Source organism: Micromonospora sp. CPCC 205539, assembly GCF_036906815.1.
In the GTDB taxonomy this organism is placed as follows: domain Bacteria; phylum Actinomycetota; class Actinomycetes; order Mycobacteriales; family Micromonosporaceae; genus Micromonospora.
Window position 1 is genome coordinate 19,130 of sequence record NZ_JBAKHW010000054.1, and the last position, 16,050, is coordinate 35,179.

Here is a 16,050-nt window from a genome sequence, read left to right on the forward strand (position 1 = left end):
TAGTGGCACCGCACTCACCCGGCCCGCGATCACGATGATCGCGGGCCGCATCAGAGAAGAGGTCCCGTTCCCGGGGCCGCAGGGGGAGCCGGCGGTTGCCGGCCCGACAGCGCGTACGACCTCCGCCGCGCCCGACGTCCGCCGGGCGCCGGGGCGTGCCGTGGAGGAGGTTCGGTGTCGCGTCGGCCGGCTCAGGCAGAGCACCCGCGGGACACCGCCGACCAGGCGCCTGGCGACCAGGTGCTCACCCTGCCCAACCTGATCAGCTTCGTACGACTGCTGGGCGTGCCGCTCTTCCTCTATCTGTTCCTGGTCGCCCGCGCGGATGTCGCGGCCCTCGTCGTGCTGGCCATCGGCGGCACGACCGACTGGGTCGACGGCTGGATCGCCCGCCGACTCCATCAGGTGAGCCGCCTCGGGGAGTTGCTCGATCCGTTCGCCGACCGGCTCTACATCCTCGCCACGCTGGTCGCGTTCACCGTCCGGGAGGTGGTGCCGTGGCAGTTCACCGCGGCGCTGCTGGCCCGGGAGTTGCTGCTGCTCGCGTCGCTGGCGGTGCTGCGCCGCTACGGGTACGGGCCGCCGCCGGTGCACTACGTCGGCAAGACCGCCACGTTCCTGCTGCTCGCCGCGTTCCCGGTGCTGCTGCTGGCCACCGCCTCGACTGGCGTGGCGACCGCCGCAGCCGCGATCGGTTGGGGGTTGGCCTGGTGGGGGCTGGTCCTCTACTGGGTGGCCGGCGGGATGTACGTGGTGCAGGCGGCCCGGTTGGTGCGCGCGGCCCGCGGTCCGGGAGCGGCAGCGTGAGCGCGCCTCGACGTCCGGACCGGGTGTTCGCGCCGGACTTCCTCACCGAGCTGTTCCGCAACCCGTTGGATCCGGGGTATGCGGACGCGGCGGCCGCGCGCCGTCGGGCGTCGTCGGGTGAGCCGGTGCGGGGTTGGCGGGCCTGGCCGGCGCGTTCGGTCAGTCTGGTCGTGGTGGTGCTGTTGGGTTTCCTGTTCTCGATCGCGTACCGGCAGACGTTGGAGGAGGAGCCGGCGCGTAGCCAGGCCCGCTCCGGGTTGGTGGCGCAGATCAAGGACCGGGCGAGTGAGACCGACCGGCTGTCGACGCGGGCGGACCAGTTGCGCGAGGAGGTCGGTCGGCAGCGGGACGCGGCGTTGAGTGGGTCGGCCGCGGCACGGCTGCGGGACCTGGAGGCGAGCACCGGTCTGGGCCGGGTGCGTGGCGACGGTGTGCTGGTGCGGCTGGCGGACGCGCCGGGTAACGCGGATGCGGTCACGGGTGCGGGTGCCGGGCCGCCGCGGGTGCTCTACAGCGATCTGCAGGGCGTGGCAAACGCTTTGTGGAGTGCGGGCGCGGAGGCGGTCTCCATCAATGGGCAGCGGTTGACGGCGACGTCGACGATCCGGTCGGCGGGTGAGGCGATCCTGGTGGATTTCCGGCCGGTGACCGGGCCGTACGAGGTGTCGGCGATCGGTCCGGGGTCGCTGAAGCGGCGCTTCGAGGACAGCCGGAACGCGGCGTTGATGCGGCGGGTGGCGCAGGAGGCCGGTCTGTCGTTCAGTGTGCGGGATGCCGACGACCTCACCCTGCCGGCGGCGCCGGAGCCGCAGCTACGCTACGCCAAGCCGCCGGTCAGTCCGAGCCCTTCGGTGTCGGATGGCCGGTCCGTTAGTCCTGGGTCGTCCGGTTCTCCGACGACCGTTAGCCCCTCCGGAGGTGGCCGATGATCGCGGTGCTGGCGTTGCTCGCCGGTGTGGTGCTCGGTGTGTGGCTTGATCCCACGGTGCCGGCGGGGTTGCAGCCGTACCTGCCGATCGCGGTGGTGGCCGCGTTGGACGCGGTGTTCGGTGGGGTGCGGGCGAAGCTGGACCGGATCTTCGACGACAAGCAGTTCGTGGTGTCGTTCATCTCGAACGTGCTGGTGGCTGGTCTGATCGTCTACCTGGGTGACCAGCTGGGGGTGGGCGGGCAGTTGTCCACTGGTGTGGTGGTCGTGCTCGGGGTGCGGATTTTCGGCAACGTGGCGGCGATCCGTCGGCACCTGTTCCGGGCGTAGGTTGGTTGACGATGAGCGACGACGAGACCGAGACGGGGACCGGGTGGCCGCAGCCGGCGGGTCCGGCGCGGCCGGGTGGGCCGGCGGGTGCGCCGGATCCGCGGCTGGATGCGCCGGATCCGGACGAGTTGAGCCCGCTGGCGCCGCAGGGTCCGGCGGAGCGGGAGTCGGAGCCTGCGGACGAGGAGTCACAGGTGGCGCCGGTCGACGATGACGGCGGTGGCGCGACGGTGGACCTGAGCGCGGTGGCGCGTTCGGACGGGTCGGCGGAGGCGGCCGAGGAGCCGCCGGTGGTGTCGGCGCGGTCGGGTCGTTTCCGGTTGAGTACGGCCGGGGCGATGATCGCGGTGTTGTTGGCGTTGTTGGGCTTCACGCTGGTGGTGCAGTTGAAGACGACGTCGACGGATCCGACGTTGGGGGCGACGCGGCAGGAGGACCTGGTGCGGATCCTGTCGGATCTGGATGCTCGGGAGAATCGTCTGCAGCAGGACATCCGGGCGTTGGAGGACAGTCAGCGGCAGTTGCAGTCGGGTGAGCAGGGGCGTCAGGCGGCGCTGGATGAGGCGACCCGGCGGGCTGACGAGTTGGGCATCCTGGCGGGCACGTTGCCGGCGAAGGGGCCGGGGTTGACGGTGCGCTTCGACGGTGGCGGTGGTGAGTCGATCTCGGCGGACCGGGTGTTGGACGCGGTGCAGGAGTTGCGGGGCGCGGGCGCGGAGGCGATGCAGATCGCCGGTGGTGCGGGGTCGCCGGCGCGGATCATCGCGTCGACGTCGTTCCTGAATGGGGACAACGGGTTGGTGGTGGAGGGGCGGCGCCTGGTGGGGCCGTTCACGATCACGGTGATCGGTGATCCGGCGACGATGCGTACGGCGTTGAACATTCCTGGTGGGGTGGTGGCGTCGGTTCAGGGTGACGGCGGTAACGTGACGGTTGAGGAGCGTGAGGTTGTCGAGGTTTCGGCGCTGCACGCTGCGATCAAGCTGGAACACGCCCGTCCGGTCTCCTGACCGGCGCGGCCGCGCCGGGCCCGGGTGGTCCGGGGCACCGATGGATGAAGGACGCATCTGGTGATTCCCGAGGATCTGCGATACACCGCTGAGCACGAGTGGGTGGCTGGTGACGGCACCGGCTCGGTTCGGGTCGGCATCACGCACTTCGCGCAGGATGCGCTGGGTGACATCGTGTACGTGCAGTTGCCCGAGGCGGGTGCGGTGGTTGCGGCCGGCGACTCGTTGGGTGAGATCGAGTCGACGAAGAGCGTGTCGGAGATCTACGCGCCGGTTGCCGGTACGGTGGCGGCGCGTAATGAGGTGTTGGGTGACACGCCCGAGGTGATCAACACTGATCCGTACGGTTCGGGCTGGTTGGTGGAGATCACCCCGGCTGATCCGACGGCGGTGGATGGGTTGCTGACGGCGGGCGCGTACCGCGAGATCACCGAAGGCTGAGTGTGCTTGATCCGGTGTGCGTGTTGTCTGCGCGCGTCCGGTTGCCCTGCATTTCGGTGCTGGCTAGGCTCGCCCAGTCAACCGAGAACCCAATAGTTGAGCGTTGTGGAATTGCCTTCCCGGGCACGGGGAGCCAGCCGCCGGGTGTTTAGAAGCCCGGCGGCCAGACCCGCCATTACCCGACGCCGACCGAACAGATCCGTGAGGTGGTCCCATGACGCGCCCAGACGACGAGTTCCCCCCGCTCGACGTCACGTCGACGCTCAATCTCGGTTCGCTCGAGGAAGCTCTGGAAGGGCCGGAAACCGATGTCGTGCCGAACCGGGTGTCCGGTTCGTTGCCGCCGGGTATGGCGCTGCTGGTGGTTCGTCGGGGCCCGAATGCGGGTGCCCGGTTCTTGTTGGACCACGATGTGACGACCAGTGGCCGGCACCCGGACAGTGACATCTTCCTGGACGACGTGACGGTGTCGCGGCGGCACGCGGAGTTCCACCGTGATGGTGGGACGTTCACGGTGCGGGACGTGGGCAGCCTGAACGGCACGTACGTGAATCGTGAGCGGGTCGAGGCGGCCACGTTGAGCAATGGTGACGAGGTTCAGATCGGTAAGTTCCGGGTGGTGTTCATCGCCGGTCCGCGCCCGGAGGAGGAGGCCGGCCGGGGGTGAACGAGCCAGCGGCCTCCACGCCACCCGGGGCTGCCCGGTCCCAGCCGCTGATGAGCATCGGTGAGGTGCTGGGGCAGTTGCGGGTGGATTTTCCGGACACCACGATTTCGAAGCTGCGGTTCCTCGAGGCCGAGGGGCTGGTTGAGCCGCAGCGGACTGCGGCGGGTTACCGGAAGTACAGCTGGGACGATGTGGCGCGGTTGCGGTTTGTGCTGTCCGCGCAACGGGACCGGTATCTGCCGTTGCGGGTGATCCGTGAGCAGTTGGCGGAGTGGGATTCGGCCGAGCAGCCGGGTCGGTCGCGTCCGGCGTTGGTCGCGGTGGGGCCCGATGGTGAGGTGCCGGGTCGGGAGCCGGTGGAGCCGGCCGAGTCGTCGCAGGTGCGGCTCGGCCGGGTGGATCTGGTGGCGCGCAGCGGGATCGACGAGTCGACGTTGGTGGAGTTGGAGCGGCTCGGTGTCGTGGTGTCGGATCCGCCGGGGTGGTATGACGCTGACGCGTTGATCATCGCGTCGGCGGTGGCGGGTCTGGCGGCGTACGGGTTGGAGCCGCGGCATCTGCGGGGTTACCGGACGGCGGCGGACCGTGAGGTCGGGTTGTTCGCGCAGTTGGTGGCGCCGTTGGCGCGGCAGAGTGATCCGGCGGCGCGGGCGCGGGCGGCGGAGACGGCGCGGGAGTTGGTGGCGTTGTCGGAGCAGTTGCACGCGGCGTTGGTGCGGGTGGGGTTGCGCTCGACGTTGGGTCGGTGAGGGTGCCCGGCGGGCGGTGGCGGAGCGGAAAGATCTCTTCGGGGAAGCGTGCCGTAGGCTTGCCGGGGTAACCCCTTTCTGGCGCGGGCGTGGTGCTGTAGCGCATGGGACGGCCGTGTCGCGGTCCGTGTACCGTGCAGGGAAGGGTGCGGTGCGGCGTAGGTGACAACGACACGGAGGCAGCGGTGCGCGAGCTGAGCGTGGTCGGAGTTCGGGTGGAGCTGCCCAGCAACCAACCGATCGTCCTGCTCAGGGAGGTCGAGGGGGACCGCTATCTGCCGATCTGGATCGGCGCGGTCGAGGCGACGGCTATCGCTTATGAGCAGCAGGGGGTCAAGCCGGCCCGGCCGTTGACGCATGATCTTCTGCGGGACGTGTTGGCGGCGTTGCAGGCGCCGTTGCAGGCGGTGGAGATCACCGAGCTCAAGGACAATGTCTTCTTCGCGGATCTGTTGATCGGCGACGGGGTGCGGGTGTCGGCGCGGCCGAGCGATTCGATCGCGTTGGCGTTGCGGGTCGGTGCGCCGATTCGTTGTGCGGAGCAGGTCCTCAGCGAGGCGGGGATCGTGATCCCGGACGAGCAGGAGGACGAGGTGGAGAAGTTCCGCGAGTTCCTGGAGCAGGTGCGTCCGGAGGATTTCGCGGGCTGAGCCGGTCGTCTGGCGGCTGTTCGTGTGCGGTGCCGAGTGTCACGGTGGGTGATGCGGTGGTGCTGTTGGTGATCTTTCCTGGTGGTTGCGGCGTGTCGCGTCGGTACCTCCGTGGTAACCCCTGAGGGTGGCTATAGGGTTTGCCGTGTCGAGGGGTGCGCGTCCCGGAAACGACGCGTCGCCGCACTGACGGGGAGGTAGTCCGGATGCACGAGCCGCGGGATCCCGATCCGGGTACGGAGTTTGCGTCGCCGGGTGCGGCGACTGAGGGTGACGGTTCGGTGGGCTATCGGGGTGTGACGGCGTGCACCGCGGTGGGCATCAGTTACCGGCAGTTGGATTACTGGGCGCGGACGTTGTTGGTGGTGCCGAGTGTCCGTGACGCGTCGGGTTCGGGGACGCAGCGGTTGTATTCGTTCCGCGACCTGGTGGTGTTGAAGGTCGTGAAGCGGTTGTTGGATGCGGGCGTTTCCCTGCAGAACATCCGTAAGGCGATCGAGGCGTTGCGGTCGCGCGGCGTGGAGGATCTGGCCGGGATCACGTTGATCTCCGATGGGACGACCGTGTATGAGTGCCGGTCCCCGGAGGAGGTGGTCGACCTGTTGCAGGGTGGCCAGGGCGTGTTCGGGATCGCGATCGGTGGGGCGTTCAAGGAGATCCAGGGGTCGTTGTCGCATCTGCCGGCGGAGCCGGCGGCGAGTGGCCCGGTGGACCCGGTGGTGGCGTCCGAGTCGGATCCGGTGGGCGACGAGTTGGCGGCGCGGCGCGCGCGGCGGCGGGCGGGCTGAGCGACACGCGGTCGTGATTTTTTTCGCGGGCTGGTTGGTGACTGAGGGTCAGGCCGCTGGATCCGGTGGACGGTCGGGTGTTTGCCCTGTCCACAGTGGACGATCACGGGTGTCGTGTCGGTGGCCGAGGGTGGGGAGTTTGGCCGCTCTGGTGACCCTGTGTGTCGCTGGGTTGTCGGGTTGCCGATAGGAGGGCACTGACCGGGAGCCGTCTTCACGCTATGGTCCGACACGGTTCCCGCTCTGGTGGCACCCTCACCCCTTGGAAGGATCGACCGTGACGGTTACGGAAGAAACCGCTCCCACCTCGCACTACGACCGCATCGGCGGCGCCAGTTCGGTCAAGGCGGCCGTGGGGCTGTTCTACGACAAGGTGCTCGCCGATCCGGAGTTGGCGGGCTACTTCGCGGACGTGGACATGGCGGGTCAGCGTCGGCACCTGACGCTGATGTTGACGGTGGTGTTGGGTGGGCCGAACGAGTATTCGGGTCGCGGGTTGGCCGAGGCGCACCAGCCGTTGAACATTCCGGTGGCGCACTACGCGAAGGTGGGTGAGCACCTGACCGTGACGTTGACCGAGTTGGGTGTTCCGGCGGACATCCTGGCGGACGTGCAGACGGTGCTGGGTCAGGTGCAGGACCAGGTGGTGGCCTCCGGGGCCCGGCCGGGCGCCTGACCGTGGACACGGCCCGACTCAAGCGGAGTTGGTCGCTGGTCGCCGAGCATGGCGACCAGGTGCCGCTCTACTTCTATTCGACGTTGTTCCTGACCCATCCCGAGACGCGGCAGATGTTCCCCACGAACATGGCCGGGCAGCGGGACCGGCTGGTGACCGCGTTGGGGCACATCGTGTCCAACGTCGACCAGGTGGATCAGCTGGTGGGTTTCCTGCAGGCACTGGGCGCGGATCACCGGAAGTTCGCGGTGCGCGCGGAGCACTACCCGGCGGTCGGTGAGGCGCTGCTGGCGACGTTGCAGCATTTCCTGGCCGGGCAGTGGACCGAGGAGCTGGGTCAGGACTGGGCGGCCGCGTACGGGTTGGTCGCGCAGGTGATGATGGAGGCCGCGCAGGCCGCGGAGGCGGTGAACCCGCCGTGGTGGATGGCGGAGATCGTGGCGCACGAGCGGCGGGCGTTCGACGTGGCGGTGCTGACGGTGCGCCCCGAGTACCTGTTGCCGTTCACTCCGGGTCAGTCGATCGGGGTGTCGCATCCGTCGGTGCGTTCGTGGCGGTACTACTCCCCGGCGAACGCGCCTCGGGTGGACGGCACGTTGGAGTTGCACGTGCGGGCCGCGCCGGGTGGCGCGGTGTCGTCGCGGTTGGTGTACGGCTCTGCGGTCGGTGATCGGCTTCAGTTGGCGGCGCCGGTGGGGGAGCGGTTGGCGTTGTGGTCGGCCGGGTCGAGTGATCTGTTGCTGTTGGCGGCGGGTACCGGCTGGGCGCCGGTGAAGGCGTTGGTGGAGCAGGTCGCCGCGGAGGGTTCCCGCCGGCGGGTGGACCTGTACGTGGGGGCTCGTTCGCGGAGCGAGTTCTACGACAGTGACGCGATCGACAAGGCGGCGTCGTCGTACCCGTGGTTGACGGTGACGTACGTGGTGGGTACGGAAGGGAACCGGCCGGGAGAGTTCGTGCACGCCGTGGATCGGGCGTTGGCCGACGGTGACTGGCGGTCGCGGCACGTGTACGTGTGCGGGTCGGACGAGATGGTGTCGCACGCGGTGCAGACGTTGGTCCGGGCGGGTTACCAGTCGGGTCAGGTGCACCACGAGGGCCTGGGTCGGCAGTGGTACGGGCCGGCTTGGCGTACGTCGGTGGAGCAGTCGGGCGTCGGTGAGGGGTTCGACGTGAACGAGAGGCGGGCTCGGTGAGCGCTACCCCGATCAGCCGGTACGACGGGATGCAGGTCTCCGGTGGTGTGCAGGTGCGGATGACCGCCGACCGGGTCCGGCGGTGGGAGTTCGGCACGGTGTCGTTCGCGCGGCGTGGCTATGACAACGCGGACGTGGATCGGTTCCGGGTGCAGGTGGCCGATGAGCTGGATCTGTTGGCGACGCAGGTGGCGCATCTGCGGGCGGAGAACGAGCGGCTCACCGACCGGGTGGAGTTGCACCGGCACGGGGTGATTCCGAGTGCGGGGTCGACGGCGGCGAAGGTGCCGGCGGCGAAGGAGGTGAATCTGCTCTCCGCGGCGCAGCGGGAGGCGGAGCAGATCATCGCGCAGGCGCACGACTACGCGCGGCGGGTCGCCGAGTACGCCCGGGTGCAGTACGAGAGTTACATGCGGGCGGCTGCGGAGGAGGCGAAGCAGGAGGCTGAGCGGGCGGTGACGGAGTACCGCAGTTCGGCGGGTACGAGCTTCGACGCTTCGGTGGCGACCCGGGAGGCGTTGCGGATTTTCGGCGAGATGATGGTGTCGCACATGCAGGCGGCGGCGCGGCACCTCGACGACGGTAGTGAGCAGTTGGCGCGCACGATGGATCGGATCGCGAAGGAGACGCCGGGGGAGCCGTTCGACGGCGGTGCGGTGGGGCAGGCGGCGTTGCCTCGGCACCAGCATCGGTGACGCGCGTCGGGTGGGCGCCGCGGTGCCCGCGACGACCTGGGTCGACCTCGTGGCGCTCACGCACCGCGTGAGCGCCACGAGGGTCAGCTGAGTCGTTGCTGGAGGTGGAAGGTCACCTCGGTGCCGGCGTCGCTCTTGCCGATGAGTTTGCACAGGGCGGCTCGGATGGGCAGCCAGTGCGGGCCGGTGCCTGATGGCATGAGGGTGGCGCTGAACGCGTGACCGTCGATCGTGCCGGTGACCTTGACGGCGCGGCGGGTGCCGAGCAGGTCGGCGGAGTCCGGCACGGTCACGTAGGTGGCGAACGCGCCGTCCTTCTCGATGGGTGCGGTGAACCGGTGGTCGAGCGGTTGCGGAGCCATGGCTCTCCTGGGGTTGGCGTCAGGTGGTCGCGGCGCGTACGGCGTCGGTGATCGGGGTGGGCCCGCCGACGAGTTCGAGGGTCGCGCCGGCGGTCTGTGGCGCGTCGAGCAGCGCGGCGAGGACGAGGGCGACGTCGGCGCGGGTGACGGCTCCCCGGCTGGCGTGGCGGGTGAGGGTGACGTGGCCGGTGGGGTCGTCGTCGGTGAGCCGGCCGGGGCGCAGCACCGTCCAGTCCAGGTCCCGGCTGGTGAGGTCGGTCTCGGCGGCCCGCTTGGCCCGCAGGTAGGCGGCCCACACCTCGTCGGTGCCGGCGGCTGGCGGGTCGTCGACGCCCATCGAGGAGACCAGCAGGTAGCGGCGGACGCCGGCGCGGGTGGCGGCGTCGGCGAGCAGCGCGGCGGCGCCCCGGTCGACGGTGTCCTTGCGGGCGGCGCCGCTGCCGGGGCCGGCGCCGGCAGCGAAGATCACCGCGTCGGCGTCGGTGAGGTGCGCGGCGACGTCGGTGACGTCGGCGTGTTCCAGGTCGCAGACGACCGGTTCGGCGCCGGCGGCGCGGAGCGCGTCGGCCTGCGCGGGGTCGCGGATCAGGCCGACGGGGGTGTCGCCGCGCCCGGCGAGGTCGCGTTCCAGCAGTCGGGCGATCTTGCCGTGGCCTCCGGCGATGACGACGCGCATGCTCCTAACCTACCGGCGGTGGTGGGGTGAGCCGCGACAGCAGGGGGTCGATCAGGGGCCGGGTTCCCGCGGCCTTGACCTTGACCTTTGGGCAACCCCCAGCCTGGTACGTGCCGGTCACGGTGACCGGCGCGAGGAGGATGTCGCCGTGGGGTTGCTGACGATCGGGGCGTTCGCGCAGGCGTCGGGACTGTCGGCGAAGGCGTTGCGCCTGTACGACCAGGTGGGGCTGCTGCTGCCGGCCGCGGTCGATCCCGAGTCCGGGTACCGGCTCTACGACCCGGGTCAGTTGCCGCTGGCCCGCCTGGTTGCCCAGCTGCGTCGCATCGGCATGCCGCTGGCGAGGATCCGCACCGTGTGCGGGTTGGAGCCCGGGGCGGCGGCTGAGGCGATCACCGCGTACTGGCGGCAGGTCACCGCCGATACCGCCGCTCGGGCGCGGCTCGCCGCGTTCCTCGTGGACCACCTGTCAGGAGGGGGCACCACCATGTCTCACACGAACGTCACCCTTGCCGTCCGTTGCGCCGCCGGATGTGACACCGGGGCCGTGCGTGACAGCAACGAGGACGCCGCGTACGCCAGCGAGCGGTTGTTCGCGGTCGCCGACGGCATGCGCGGACCCGGCGGTGCGGCGGCCAGCGCCACCGCCATCGACGCGCTCAAGCCGTTGGCGCTCGACGACGTGCCGGCCGCCGACCTGCTGACGATGCTGGCCGGCGCGATCGGCGACGTCGACCGCGCCGTGCGGGGGCTGGCGGTCGACGAGCACCAGCCGGTCACCACACTGACCGCGCTGCTGCGCAGCGGCTCGCAACTGGCCCTGGTGCACGTCGGTGACACCCGGGCGTACCTCCTGCGCGGCGGCGAGTTGTCCCTGCTGACCCAGGACCACACCTGGGTGCAGGCGCAGGTGGATCAGGGCGAGCTGGACCGCGGTCAGGCAGCCGCGCACCCGGATCGTGCCCTGTTGGTGCGCGCCCTCGGTGGCGGCCGGCCGGTCGAGGCCGACCTCGCGCTGCGCACCGCCCTGCCCGGTGATCGGTACCTGTTGTGCTCCGACGGGTTGTCCGCTGTCGTCGACCGGGCCGCCCTGCGGGTGGCGTTGAGCGCGGCGACCGATCCGGAGCAGACCGTGCGGAGGCTGATCGATCTGGCGCAGGCCGAAGGGGCGCCGGACAACATCGCCTGTGTCGTCGCGGACATCGTCGCCGGGTAGGGCGCCGACCGCCCGCCTCCCGGTTCCCCGGGCGGCGGGCGGATCTCGGCGCGGTGCTGGTGGTTCGGCGTCGGCGGGTGCGTTGAGGCAGCATGGAGGGGTGACGGAGACCCTGGACGCGTTGACCTCGCTGGTGGCCGCTGGCGGGGTGGTGGTGCTCAGCGGGGCGGGCCTGTCCACCGAGTCCGGCATTCCGGATTACCGGGGGCCCAGCGGGGTGGCGCGTCGGCACACCCCGATGACGTTCCAGGCGTTCACCCGGGATCCTCTGGCGCGGCGGCGGTACTGGGCGCGGAGTCACGTGGGGTGGCGGTTGATCGCCCGGGCCGCGCCGAACGCCGGGCACCGGGCGGTGGCCCAGCTGCAACGCGCCGGGCTGGTCGACGCGGTCATCACCCAGAACGTCGACGGCCTGCACGGTGTCGCCGGCAGCACGTCGGTCATCGAGTTGCACGGCCGCCTCGACGAGGTGACGTGCCTGGACTGCGGCAACCTGACCTCCCGGGAGGAGGTGGACCGGCGGCTGCGGGAGGCCAACCCGGATTTCGTGGCCCAGGTCGCCGCGGTGAACCCGGATGGTGACGTGGATCTCCCCGATGAGCAGGTGGACGGGTTCCGGCCGGTGGATTGTGGGATCTGCGGCACGGGGATGCTGAAACCGGACGTGGTGTTCTTCGGTGAGACGGTGCCGCCGCAGCGGGTGGCGCAATGTTTCGCGCTGGTCGAAGGGGCCCGGGCGCTGCTGGTGCTGGGCTCGTCGTTGACGGTGATGTCGGGTCGCCGGTTCGTGATCAGGGCGGCGAAACGCGGCATTCCGGTGGCTATCGTCAACCAGGGTCCGACCCGTGGTGACGGGCACGCGACGCTGAGCGTCGACGCGGCGTTGGGGAAGCTGCTGCCGGCTCTCGCCGGGCGGGTCGCCGGCGATGCGGGCGCGGTGGTGACCCCGGCCGGGGTGTGACGGCACCGGGGGTAGGACATCTGCCCGAAACACGACCGCTGGTAGCGTTGACCATGCCGTCGCACCCACGTGGGAGAGACCGCCCAAGCAGCATCCGGGCGGCGCCGAAGGGGCAAATCCTCCCCGGAACCTCTCAGGCAAAAGGACCTCGTGGGCAGGCACTGTGGAGCGCCCTCGCGGGTGTGACAGAGGGGGAGGCCGACCTGTCGACCTCGCCCGGGAGTGCCCCCCATGACCGTAGAGCAGTTCGCCACCCGTCACATCGGTCCGGGACCGGACGATGAGCGCCGGATGTTGGAGGTCGTCGGGCACGGCTCGATCGATGAGCTGATGGACGCCGCGATCCCCGAGGTGATCCGCTGGCACGGCACTCTGGCGTTGCCGGAGCCGGCCACCGAGGCCGAGACGATCGCGGAGCTGCGGGCCCTGGCGGCGCGCAACACCGTCGCCGTGTCGATGATCGGGTTGGGTTACCACGGCACGCACACCCCGGCGGTGATCCGCCGTAACGTGCTCGAGGACCCGGCGTGGTACACGGCGTACACGCCGTACCAGCCGGAGATCAGCCAGGGCCGCCTCGAGGCGCTGCTGAACTTCCAGACCATGGTCACCGACCTGACCGGGTTGGCGACCGCGAACGCGTCGATGCTCGACGAGGGCACCGCCGCGGCGGAGGCGATGACCCTCGCGCGGCGGGCGTCGAAGAGCAAGAGCGGCGTGTACGTGGTCGACGCCGACGCGTTGCCGCAGACCATCGCGGTGATCACCAGTCGGGCGGAGCCGCTCGGCATCGACGTGCGGGTCCTCGACGTCGAGCGCGACGAGTTGCCGGCGGAGTTCTTCGGCCTGCACGTGCAGTACCCGGGGGCGTCCGGTGCGGTGCGTGACCACGCGGGTCTGGTCGAGGCGGCGCACGCCGTGGGCGCGTTGGTGACCGTCGCGGCGGACCTGCTGGCGTTGACGCTGCTGCGCGCACCGGGGGAGATCGGCGCGGACATCGCCGCCGGCACCACCCAGCGTTTCGGCGTACCGATGGGCTTCGGTGGGCCGCACGCCGGTTACCTGGCGGTCCGCGCGGGCCTGGAGCGGATGCTGCCCGGCCGGCTCGTCGGGGTGTCGCGTGACGCCGACGGCAACCCGGCCTACCGGTTGGCGTTGCAGACCCGGGAGCAGCACATCCGGCGGGAGAAGGCGACCAGCAACATCTGCACCGCGCAGGTGCTCCTCGCGGTGATGGCCGGCATGTACGCCGTCTACCACGGCCCGGACGGGCTGCGGGCCATCGCGTCGCGTACCCACGAGATGGCGGCGCGGCTCGCGGCCGGGCTGCGCGCCGGCGGCGTGGACGTCGCGGACGTCGCGTTCTTCGACACGATCACGGTGAGCGTGCCCGGCCGGGCCGGCGAGGTGGTTGCCGCCGCCGCCGATCGGGGCGTGAACCTGCGGCTGGTCGACGCCGACCGGGTGGGGGTGTCCTGCGACGAGACCACCACGCTCGCGCACCTGGAGTCGGTGTGGGCGGCGTTCGGCGTGTCCGCCCTCGACGGCACCGTCGACGCGGCCCTGCCGGCGGCGCTGACGCGCACGAGTGACTTCCTCACCCACCCGGTGTTCCGCAGCCACCACTCGGAGACGGCGATGCTGCGCTACCTGCGGCGCCTGTCGGACTTCGACTACGCCCTGGACCGGGGCATGATCCCGCTCGGGTCGTGCACGATGAAGCTGAACGCGACCACCGAGATGGAGCCGGTCAGCTGGGCGGAGTTCGCGCACATCCACCCGTTCGCCCCGGACGCGCAGACCGCCGGGTACCGGGAGATGATCGGCCAGTTGGAGTCGTGGCTGGCCGAGGTGACCGGCTACGACGCGGTCAGCGTGCAGCCCAACGCCGGTTCGCAGGGTGAGCTCGCCGGGTTGCTGGCGATCCGGGCGTGGCACCGCAGCCGCGGCGAGGCGCACCGCGACGTGTGCCTGATCCCGTCGTCGGCGCACGGCACCAACGCGGCGTCCGCGGTGATGGCCGGCATGCGGGTGGTCGTGGTGGCCTGCGACGCCGACGGCAACGTCGACCTCGTCGACCTGGACGCGAAGATCGACAAGCATCGGGACGCGCTCGCCGGGATCATGGTGACGTACCCGTCGACGCACGGCGTGTACGAGACGGGCATCGCGTCGCTGTGCGCGAAGGTCCACGACGCGGGCGGGCAGGTGTACGTCGACGGGGCGAACCTCAACGCCCTCGTGGGGTTCGCCAAGCCGGGCAAGTTCGGCGCGGACGTGTCGCACCTGAACCTGCACAAGACGTTCTGCATCCCGCACGGCGGCGGTGGCCCCGGGGTGGGTCCGGTGGCGGTGCGGTCGCACCTGGCGCCGTTCCTGCCCGGTGACCCGCTGGGCGCGCACGTCGACGCGACGCCGGCGATCTCGGCGGCGAAGTACGGGTCGGCGGGCATCCTGCCGATCCCGTGGGCGTACCTGCGGATGATGGGCGCGGCCGGCCTGACCCGGGCGACCGGGGTCGCGGTCCTGGCGGCGAACTACGTGGCGGCGCGGCTGCGGGGGCACTTCCCGGTGCTGTACGCGGGCAACAAGGGCCTCGTGGCGCACGAGTGCATCCTGGACCTGCGCACGATCACGAAGGAGACCGGCGTCAGCGTCGACGACGTGGCGAAGCGGCTGATCGACTACGGCTTCCACGCGCCGACGATGTCGTTCCCCGTGGCCGGGACCCTGATGGTGGAGCCGACCGAGAGCGAGGACCTGGCCGAACTGGACCGGTTCTGCGACGCGATGATCGCCATCCGGGCGGAGATCGACCAGGTGGGTTCCGGGCAGTGGCCGGCGGGGGACAACCCCCTGGCGAACGCCCCGCACACCGCGGCGATGGTCAGCGGTGACGAGTGGCCGCACCCGTACCCGCGGTCGGTGGGCGCGTACCCGGGCGGGGTGGACCGGGCCGGGAAGTACTGGCCGCCGGTGCGGCGCATCGACGGCGCGTACGGCGACCGCAACCTGGTCTGCTCGTGCCCGTCGCCGGAGGCTTTCGAGGACTGACGTCCGGCGCGCCGGGGCGGGCGGTGTGTGGCCGCCCCGGCAGCCGCGCCGACCTGGGCGGGGACGTCCCGTACCGGGGGACTAGCCTGGGTCGACGGCGGCGATAAGGTGACGCTGAGTGGTCAATCAGGCCACGAGAGCGTGACGGGCGGGGCCGCGGTGCGGGGCGATGCTGCTGCCGTCGGGGAGCAGCTCGCCGGTGTCCTCGAAGACGATGACGCCGTTGCAGAGCAGGCTCCAGCCCTGCTCACGGAAGCAGGCGATGACCCGGGCGGCTTCTCGGTCGATCGCTTCAGCGGAGGGGCAGGTCGGTTGGTGCTGGCACATCGGGTTCTCCGGACTGTGGGGGCACTGTGTCATGGTTCACATGACCAGTGACGCACAGTACCAAGCGAAAGTGGCCAACAACGAGCACCTGTACGCCAGGTTCGTGGGAAATCCACTGAACGGATGAGGAAGGTTGGACCGTACGGCGTGGATACGCTCCCACGGGTGCTGGTAAATACGCCGGCCGTGCCCGCCCCCTGCCGTGGTGCCCTCGCCGAACGCGACCGCCTGCACTGGCGCCCCACCGACGGCGGCGACCCCGCCGCGCTGGCCCAGGAATTCCTCGCCGCACACGGCCTCGACCTGCACGACCTCAACCGCCCCGCCCCCACCCACACCGGCACCGGCGTCTGCGGCGCCGCCCTCTACCTCTCCGCCACCGCCGGCACACTGCTCACCGGCGCACCCACCCCCGCCGCCAGCCCCGCACCCGCCCTACCCGACCTCGTCGTGGTCATCTACCACCACACCCCGACACCCCCGACCCCCGCACCACCCACCGGCCCCTGGTGGCTCGGCC

The 16,050-nt window shown here is 70.8% G+C and carries 18 protein-coding genes, 1 pseudogene and 1 riboswitch; of the genes and pseudogenes, 16 read left to right on the forward strand and 3 right to left on the reverse strand.

Going from position 1 to position 16,050, the window contains the following annotated elements; all coding sequences use genetic code 11:
* The first annotated feature begins 174 nt into the window (after positions 1-174).
* From V6V47_RS29615 to V6V47_RS29670, 12 genes are all read left to right on the forward strand, one after another.
* A complete protein-coding gene (locus V6V47_RS29615) occupies positions 175-807 on the forward strand; it encodes a CDP-alcohol phosphatidyltransferase family protein (protein ID WP_334631767.1) in 633 nt (210 codons plus the stop codon).
* A complete protein-coding gene (locus tag V6V47_RS29620) occupies positions 804-1,736 on the forward strand; it encodes a DUF881 domain-containing protein (RefSeq protein WP_334631768.1) in 933 nt (310 codons plus the stop codon). Before V6V47_RS29615 ends, V6V47_RS29620 begins: the two co-directional genes overlap by 4 nt.
* Positions 1,733-2,065 (forward strand): small basic family protein, encoded by a 333-nt coding sequence (locus tag V6V47_RS29625; protein WP_091106953.1) that lies wholly within the window; start codon positions 1,733-1,735, stop codon positions 2,063-2,065. The genes V6V47_RS29620 and V6V47_RS29625 overlap by 4 nt, the downstream gene beginning before the upstream one ends.
* An 11-nt stretch (positions 2,066-2,076) precedes the next feature.
* Positions 2,077-3,075: a DUF881 domain-containing protein gene (locus V6V47_RS29630; protein WP_334631769.1), complete on the forward strand. Its 999-nt coding sequence runs from the start codon at positions 2,077-2,079 to the stop codon at positions 3,073-3,075.
* A gap of 60 nt (positions 3,076-3,135) precedes the next feature.
* Positions 3,136-3,516, forward strand: a complete 381-nt coding sequence (gene gcvH, locus V6V47_RS29635) for a glycine cleavage system protein GcvH (protein WP_334631770.1) — start codon at positions 3,136-3,138, stop codon at positions 3,514-3,516.
* Between the two features lie 214 nt (positions 3,517-3,730).
* Positions 3,731-4,183 carry an oxoglutarate dehydrogenase inhibitor Odhl gene (odhI, locus tag V6V47_RS29640; protein ID WP_334631771.1) on the forward strand — a complete coding sequence of 151 codons (453 nt, stop codon included), beginning with the start codon at positions 3,731-3,733 and terminating at the stop codon, positions 4,181-4,183.
* A 50-nt stretch (positions 4,184-4,233) separates the two neighbouring features.
* Positions 4,234-4,932: a transcriptional regulator FtsR gene (gene ftsR, locus V6V47_RS29645; RefSeq protein WP_334631790.1), complete on the forward strand. Its 699-nt coding sequence runs from the start codon at positions 4,234-4,236 to the stop codon at positions 4,930-4,932.
* 185 nt (positions 4,933-5,117) lie between these two features.
* On the forward strand, positions 5,118-5,582 hold the full coding sequence (locus V6V47_RS29650; RefSeq protein ID WP_334631773.1) for a bifunctional nuclease family protein: 465 nt from the start codon (positions 5,118-5,120) through the stop codon (positions 5,580-5,582).
* 206 nt (positions 5,583-5,788) lie between these two features.
* Positions 5,789-6,370 carry a MerR family transcriptional regulator gene (locus tag V6V47_RS29655; RefSeq protein ID WP_334631775.1) on the forward strand — a complete coding sequence of 194 codons (582 nt, stop codon included), beginning with the start codon at positions 5,789-5,791 and terminating at the stop codon, positions 6,368-6,370.
* Between the two features lie 277 nt (positions 6,371-6,647).
* Positions 6,648-7,046 (forward strand): group I truncated hemoglobin, encoded by a 399-nt coding sequence (locus V6V47_RS29660; RefSeq protein ID WP_334631777.1) that lies wholly within the window; start codon positions 6,648-6,650, stop codon positions 7,044-7,046.
* Positions 7,047-7,048: 2 nt separating this feature from the next.
* Entirely contained in the window at positions 7,049-8,239 is a 1,191-nt protein-coding gene (locus V6V47_RS29665; protein ID WP_334631779.1) for a globin domain-containing protein, read from the forward strand.
* The gene (locus V6V47_RS29670) at positions 8,236-8,934 is read left to right on the forward strand and encodes a DivIVA domain-containing protein (protein WP_334631781.1); all 699 of its coding nucleotides are present in this window, start codon (positions 8,236-8,238) and stop codon (positions 8,932-8,934) included. Before V6V47_RS29665 ends, V6V47_RS29670 begins: the two co-directional genes overlap by 4 nt.
* A gap of 83 nt (positions 8,935-9,017) precedes the next feature.
* On the opposite strand, the gene V6V47_RS29675 is transcribed toward V6V47_RS29670, so the two are convergent.
* Both V6V47_RS29675 and V6V47_RS29680 read right to left on the reverse strand, forming a co-directional pair.
* On the reverse strand, positions 9,018-9,296 hold the full coding sequence (locus V6V47_RS29675; protein ID WP_334631782.1) for a DUF1905 domain-containing protein: 279 nt from the start codon (positions 9,294-9,296) through the stop codon (positions 9,018-9,020).
* Positions 9,297-9,315: 19 nt separating this feature from the next.
* On the reverse strand, positions 9,316-9,972 hold the full coding sequence (locus tag V6V47_RS29680) for an NAD(P)H-binding protein (protein WP_334631783.1): 657 nt from the start codon (positions 9,970-9,972) through the stop codon (positions 9,316-9,318).
* Between the two features lie 148 nt (positions 9,973-10,120).
* On the opposite strand from V6V47_RS29680, the gene V6V47_RS29685 reads away from it, so the two are divergent.
* The 3 genes from V6V47_RS29685 (at position 10,121) to gcvP (ending at position 15,203) form a co-directional block, all read left to right on the forward strand.
* Entirely contained in the window at positions 10,121-11,188 is a 1,068-nt protein-coding gene (locus tag V6V47_RS29685; protein ID WP_334631784.1) for a MerR family transcriptional regulator, read from the forward strand.
* A gap of 100 nt (positions 11,189-11,288) precedes the next feature.
* The gene (locus tag V6V47_RS29690; protein WP_334631785.1) at positions 11,289-12,149 is read left to right on the forward strand and encodes an NAD-dependent protein deacetylase; all 861 of its coding nucleotides are present in this window, start codon (positions 11,289-11,291) and stop codon (positions 12,147-12,149) included.
* Between the two features lie 60 nt (positions 12,150-12,209).
* A riboswitch (glycine riboswitch) is annotated at positions 12,210-12,308 on the forward strand.
* 72 nt (positions 12,309-12,380) lie between these two features.
* Complete coding sequence (gcvP, locus tag V6V47_RS29695; RefSeq protein WP_334631786.1) at positions 12,381-15,203, forward strand: aminomethyl-transferring glycine dehydrogenase; 2,823 nt, start codon at positions 12,381-12,383, stop codon at positions 15,201-15,203.
* Between the two features lie 126 nt (positions 15,204-15,329).
* Here the strand turns inward: gcvP and V6V47_RS29700 are convergent, their stop codons facing one another.
* A complete protein-coding gene (locus V6V47_RS29700; RefSeq protein WP_334631788.1) occupies positions 15,330-15,530 on the reverse strand; it encodes a DUF5999 family protein in 201 nt (66 codons plus the stop codon).
* Between the two features lie 123 nt (positions 15,531-15,653).
* On the opposite strand from V6V47_RS29700, the pseudogene V6V47_RS29705 reads away from it, so the two are divergent.
* A pseudogene (locus V6V47_RS29705) lies at positions 15,654-16,050 on the forward strand (anthranilate synthase component I family protein); the annotation flags it as partial.

Bases quoted from the DNA above. Each gene is read 5' to 3' on its own strand.
- V6V47_RS29625 (WP_091106953.1), top strand. From the start codon at position 1,733: ATGATCGCGGTGCTGGCGTTGCTCGCCGGTGTGGTGCTCGGTGTGTGG.
- V6V47_RS29630 (WP_334631769.1), top strand. From the start codon at position 2,077: ATGAGCGACGACGAGACCGAGACGGGGACCGGGTGGCCGCAGCCGGCG.
- odhI (WP_334631771.1), top strand. From the start codon at position 3,731: ATGACGCGCCCAGACGACGAGTTCCCCCCGCTCGACGTCACGTCGACG.
- ftsR (WP_334631790.1), top strand. From the start codon at position 4,234: ATGAGCATCGGTGAGGTGCTGGGGCAGTTGCGGGTGGATTTTCCGGAC.
- V6V47_RS29655 (WP_334631775.1), top strand. From the start codon at position 5,789: ATGCACGAGCCGCGGGATCCCGATCCGGGTACGGAGTTTGCGTCGCCG.
- V6V47_RS29675 (WP_334631782.1), bottom strand. From the start codon at position 9,296: ATGGCTCCGCAACCGCTCGACCACCGGTTCACCGCACCCATCGAGAAG.
- V6V47_RS29680 (WP_334631783.1), bottom strand. From the start codon at position 9,972: ATGCGCGTCGTCATCGCCGGAGGCCACGGCAAGATCGCCCGACTGCTG.
- gcvP (WP_334631786.1), top strand. From the start codon at position 12,381: ATGACCGTAGAGCAGTTCGCCACCCGTCACATCGGTCCGGGACCGGAC.
- V6V47_RS29700 (WP_334631788.1), bottom strand. From the start codon at position 15,530: ATGTGCCAGCACCAACCGACCTGCCCCTCCGCTGAAGCGATCGACCGA.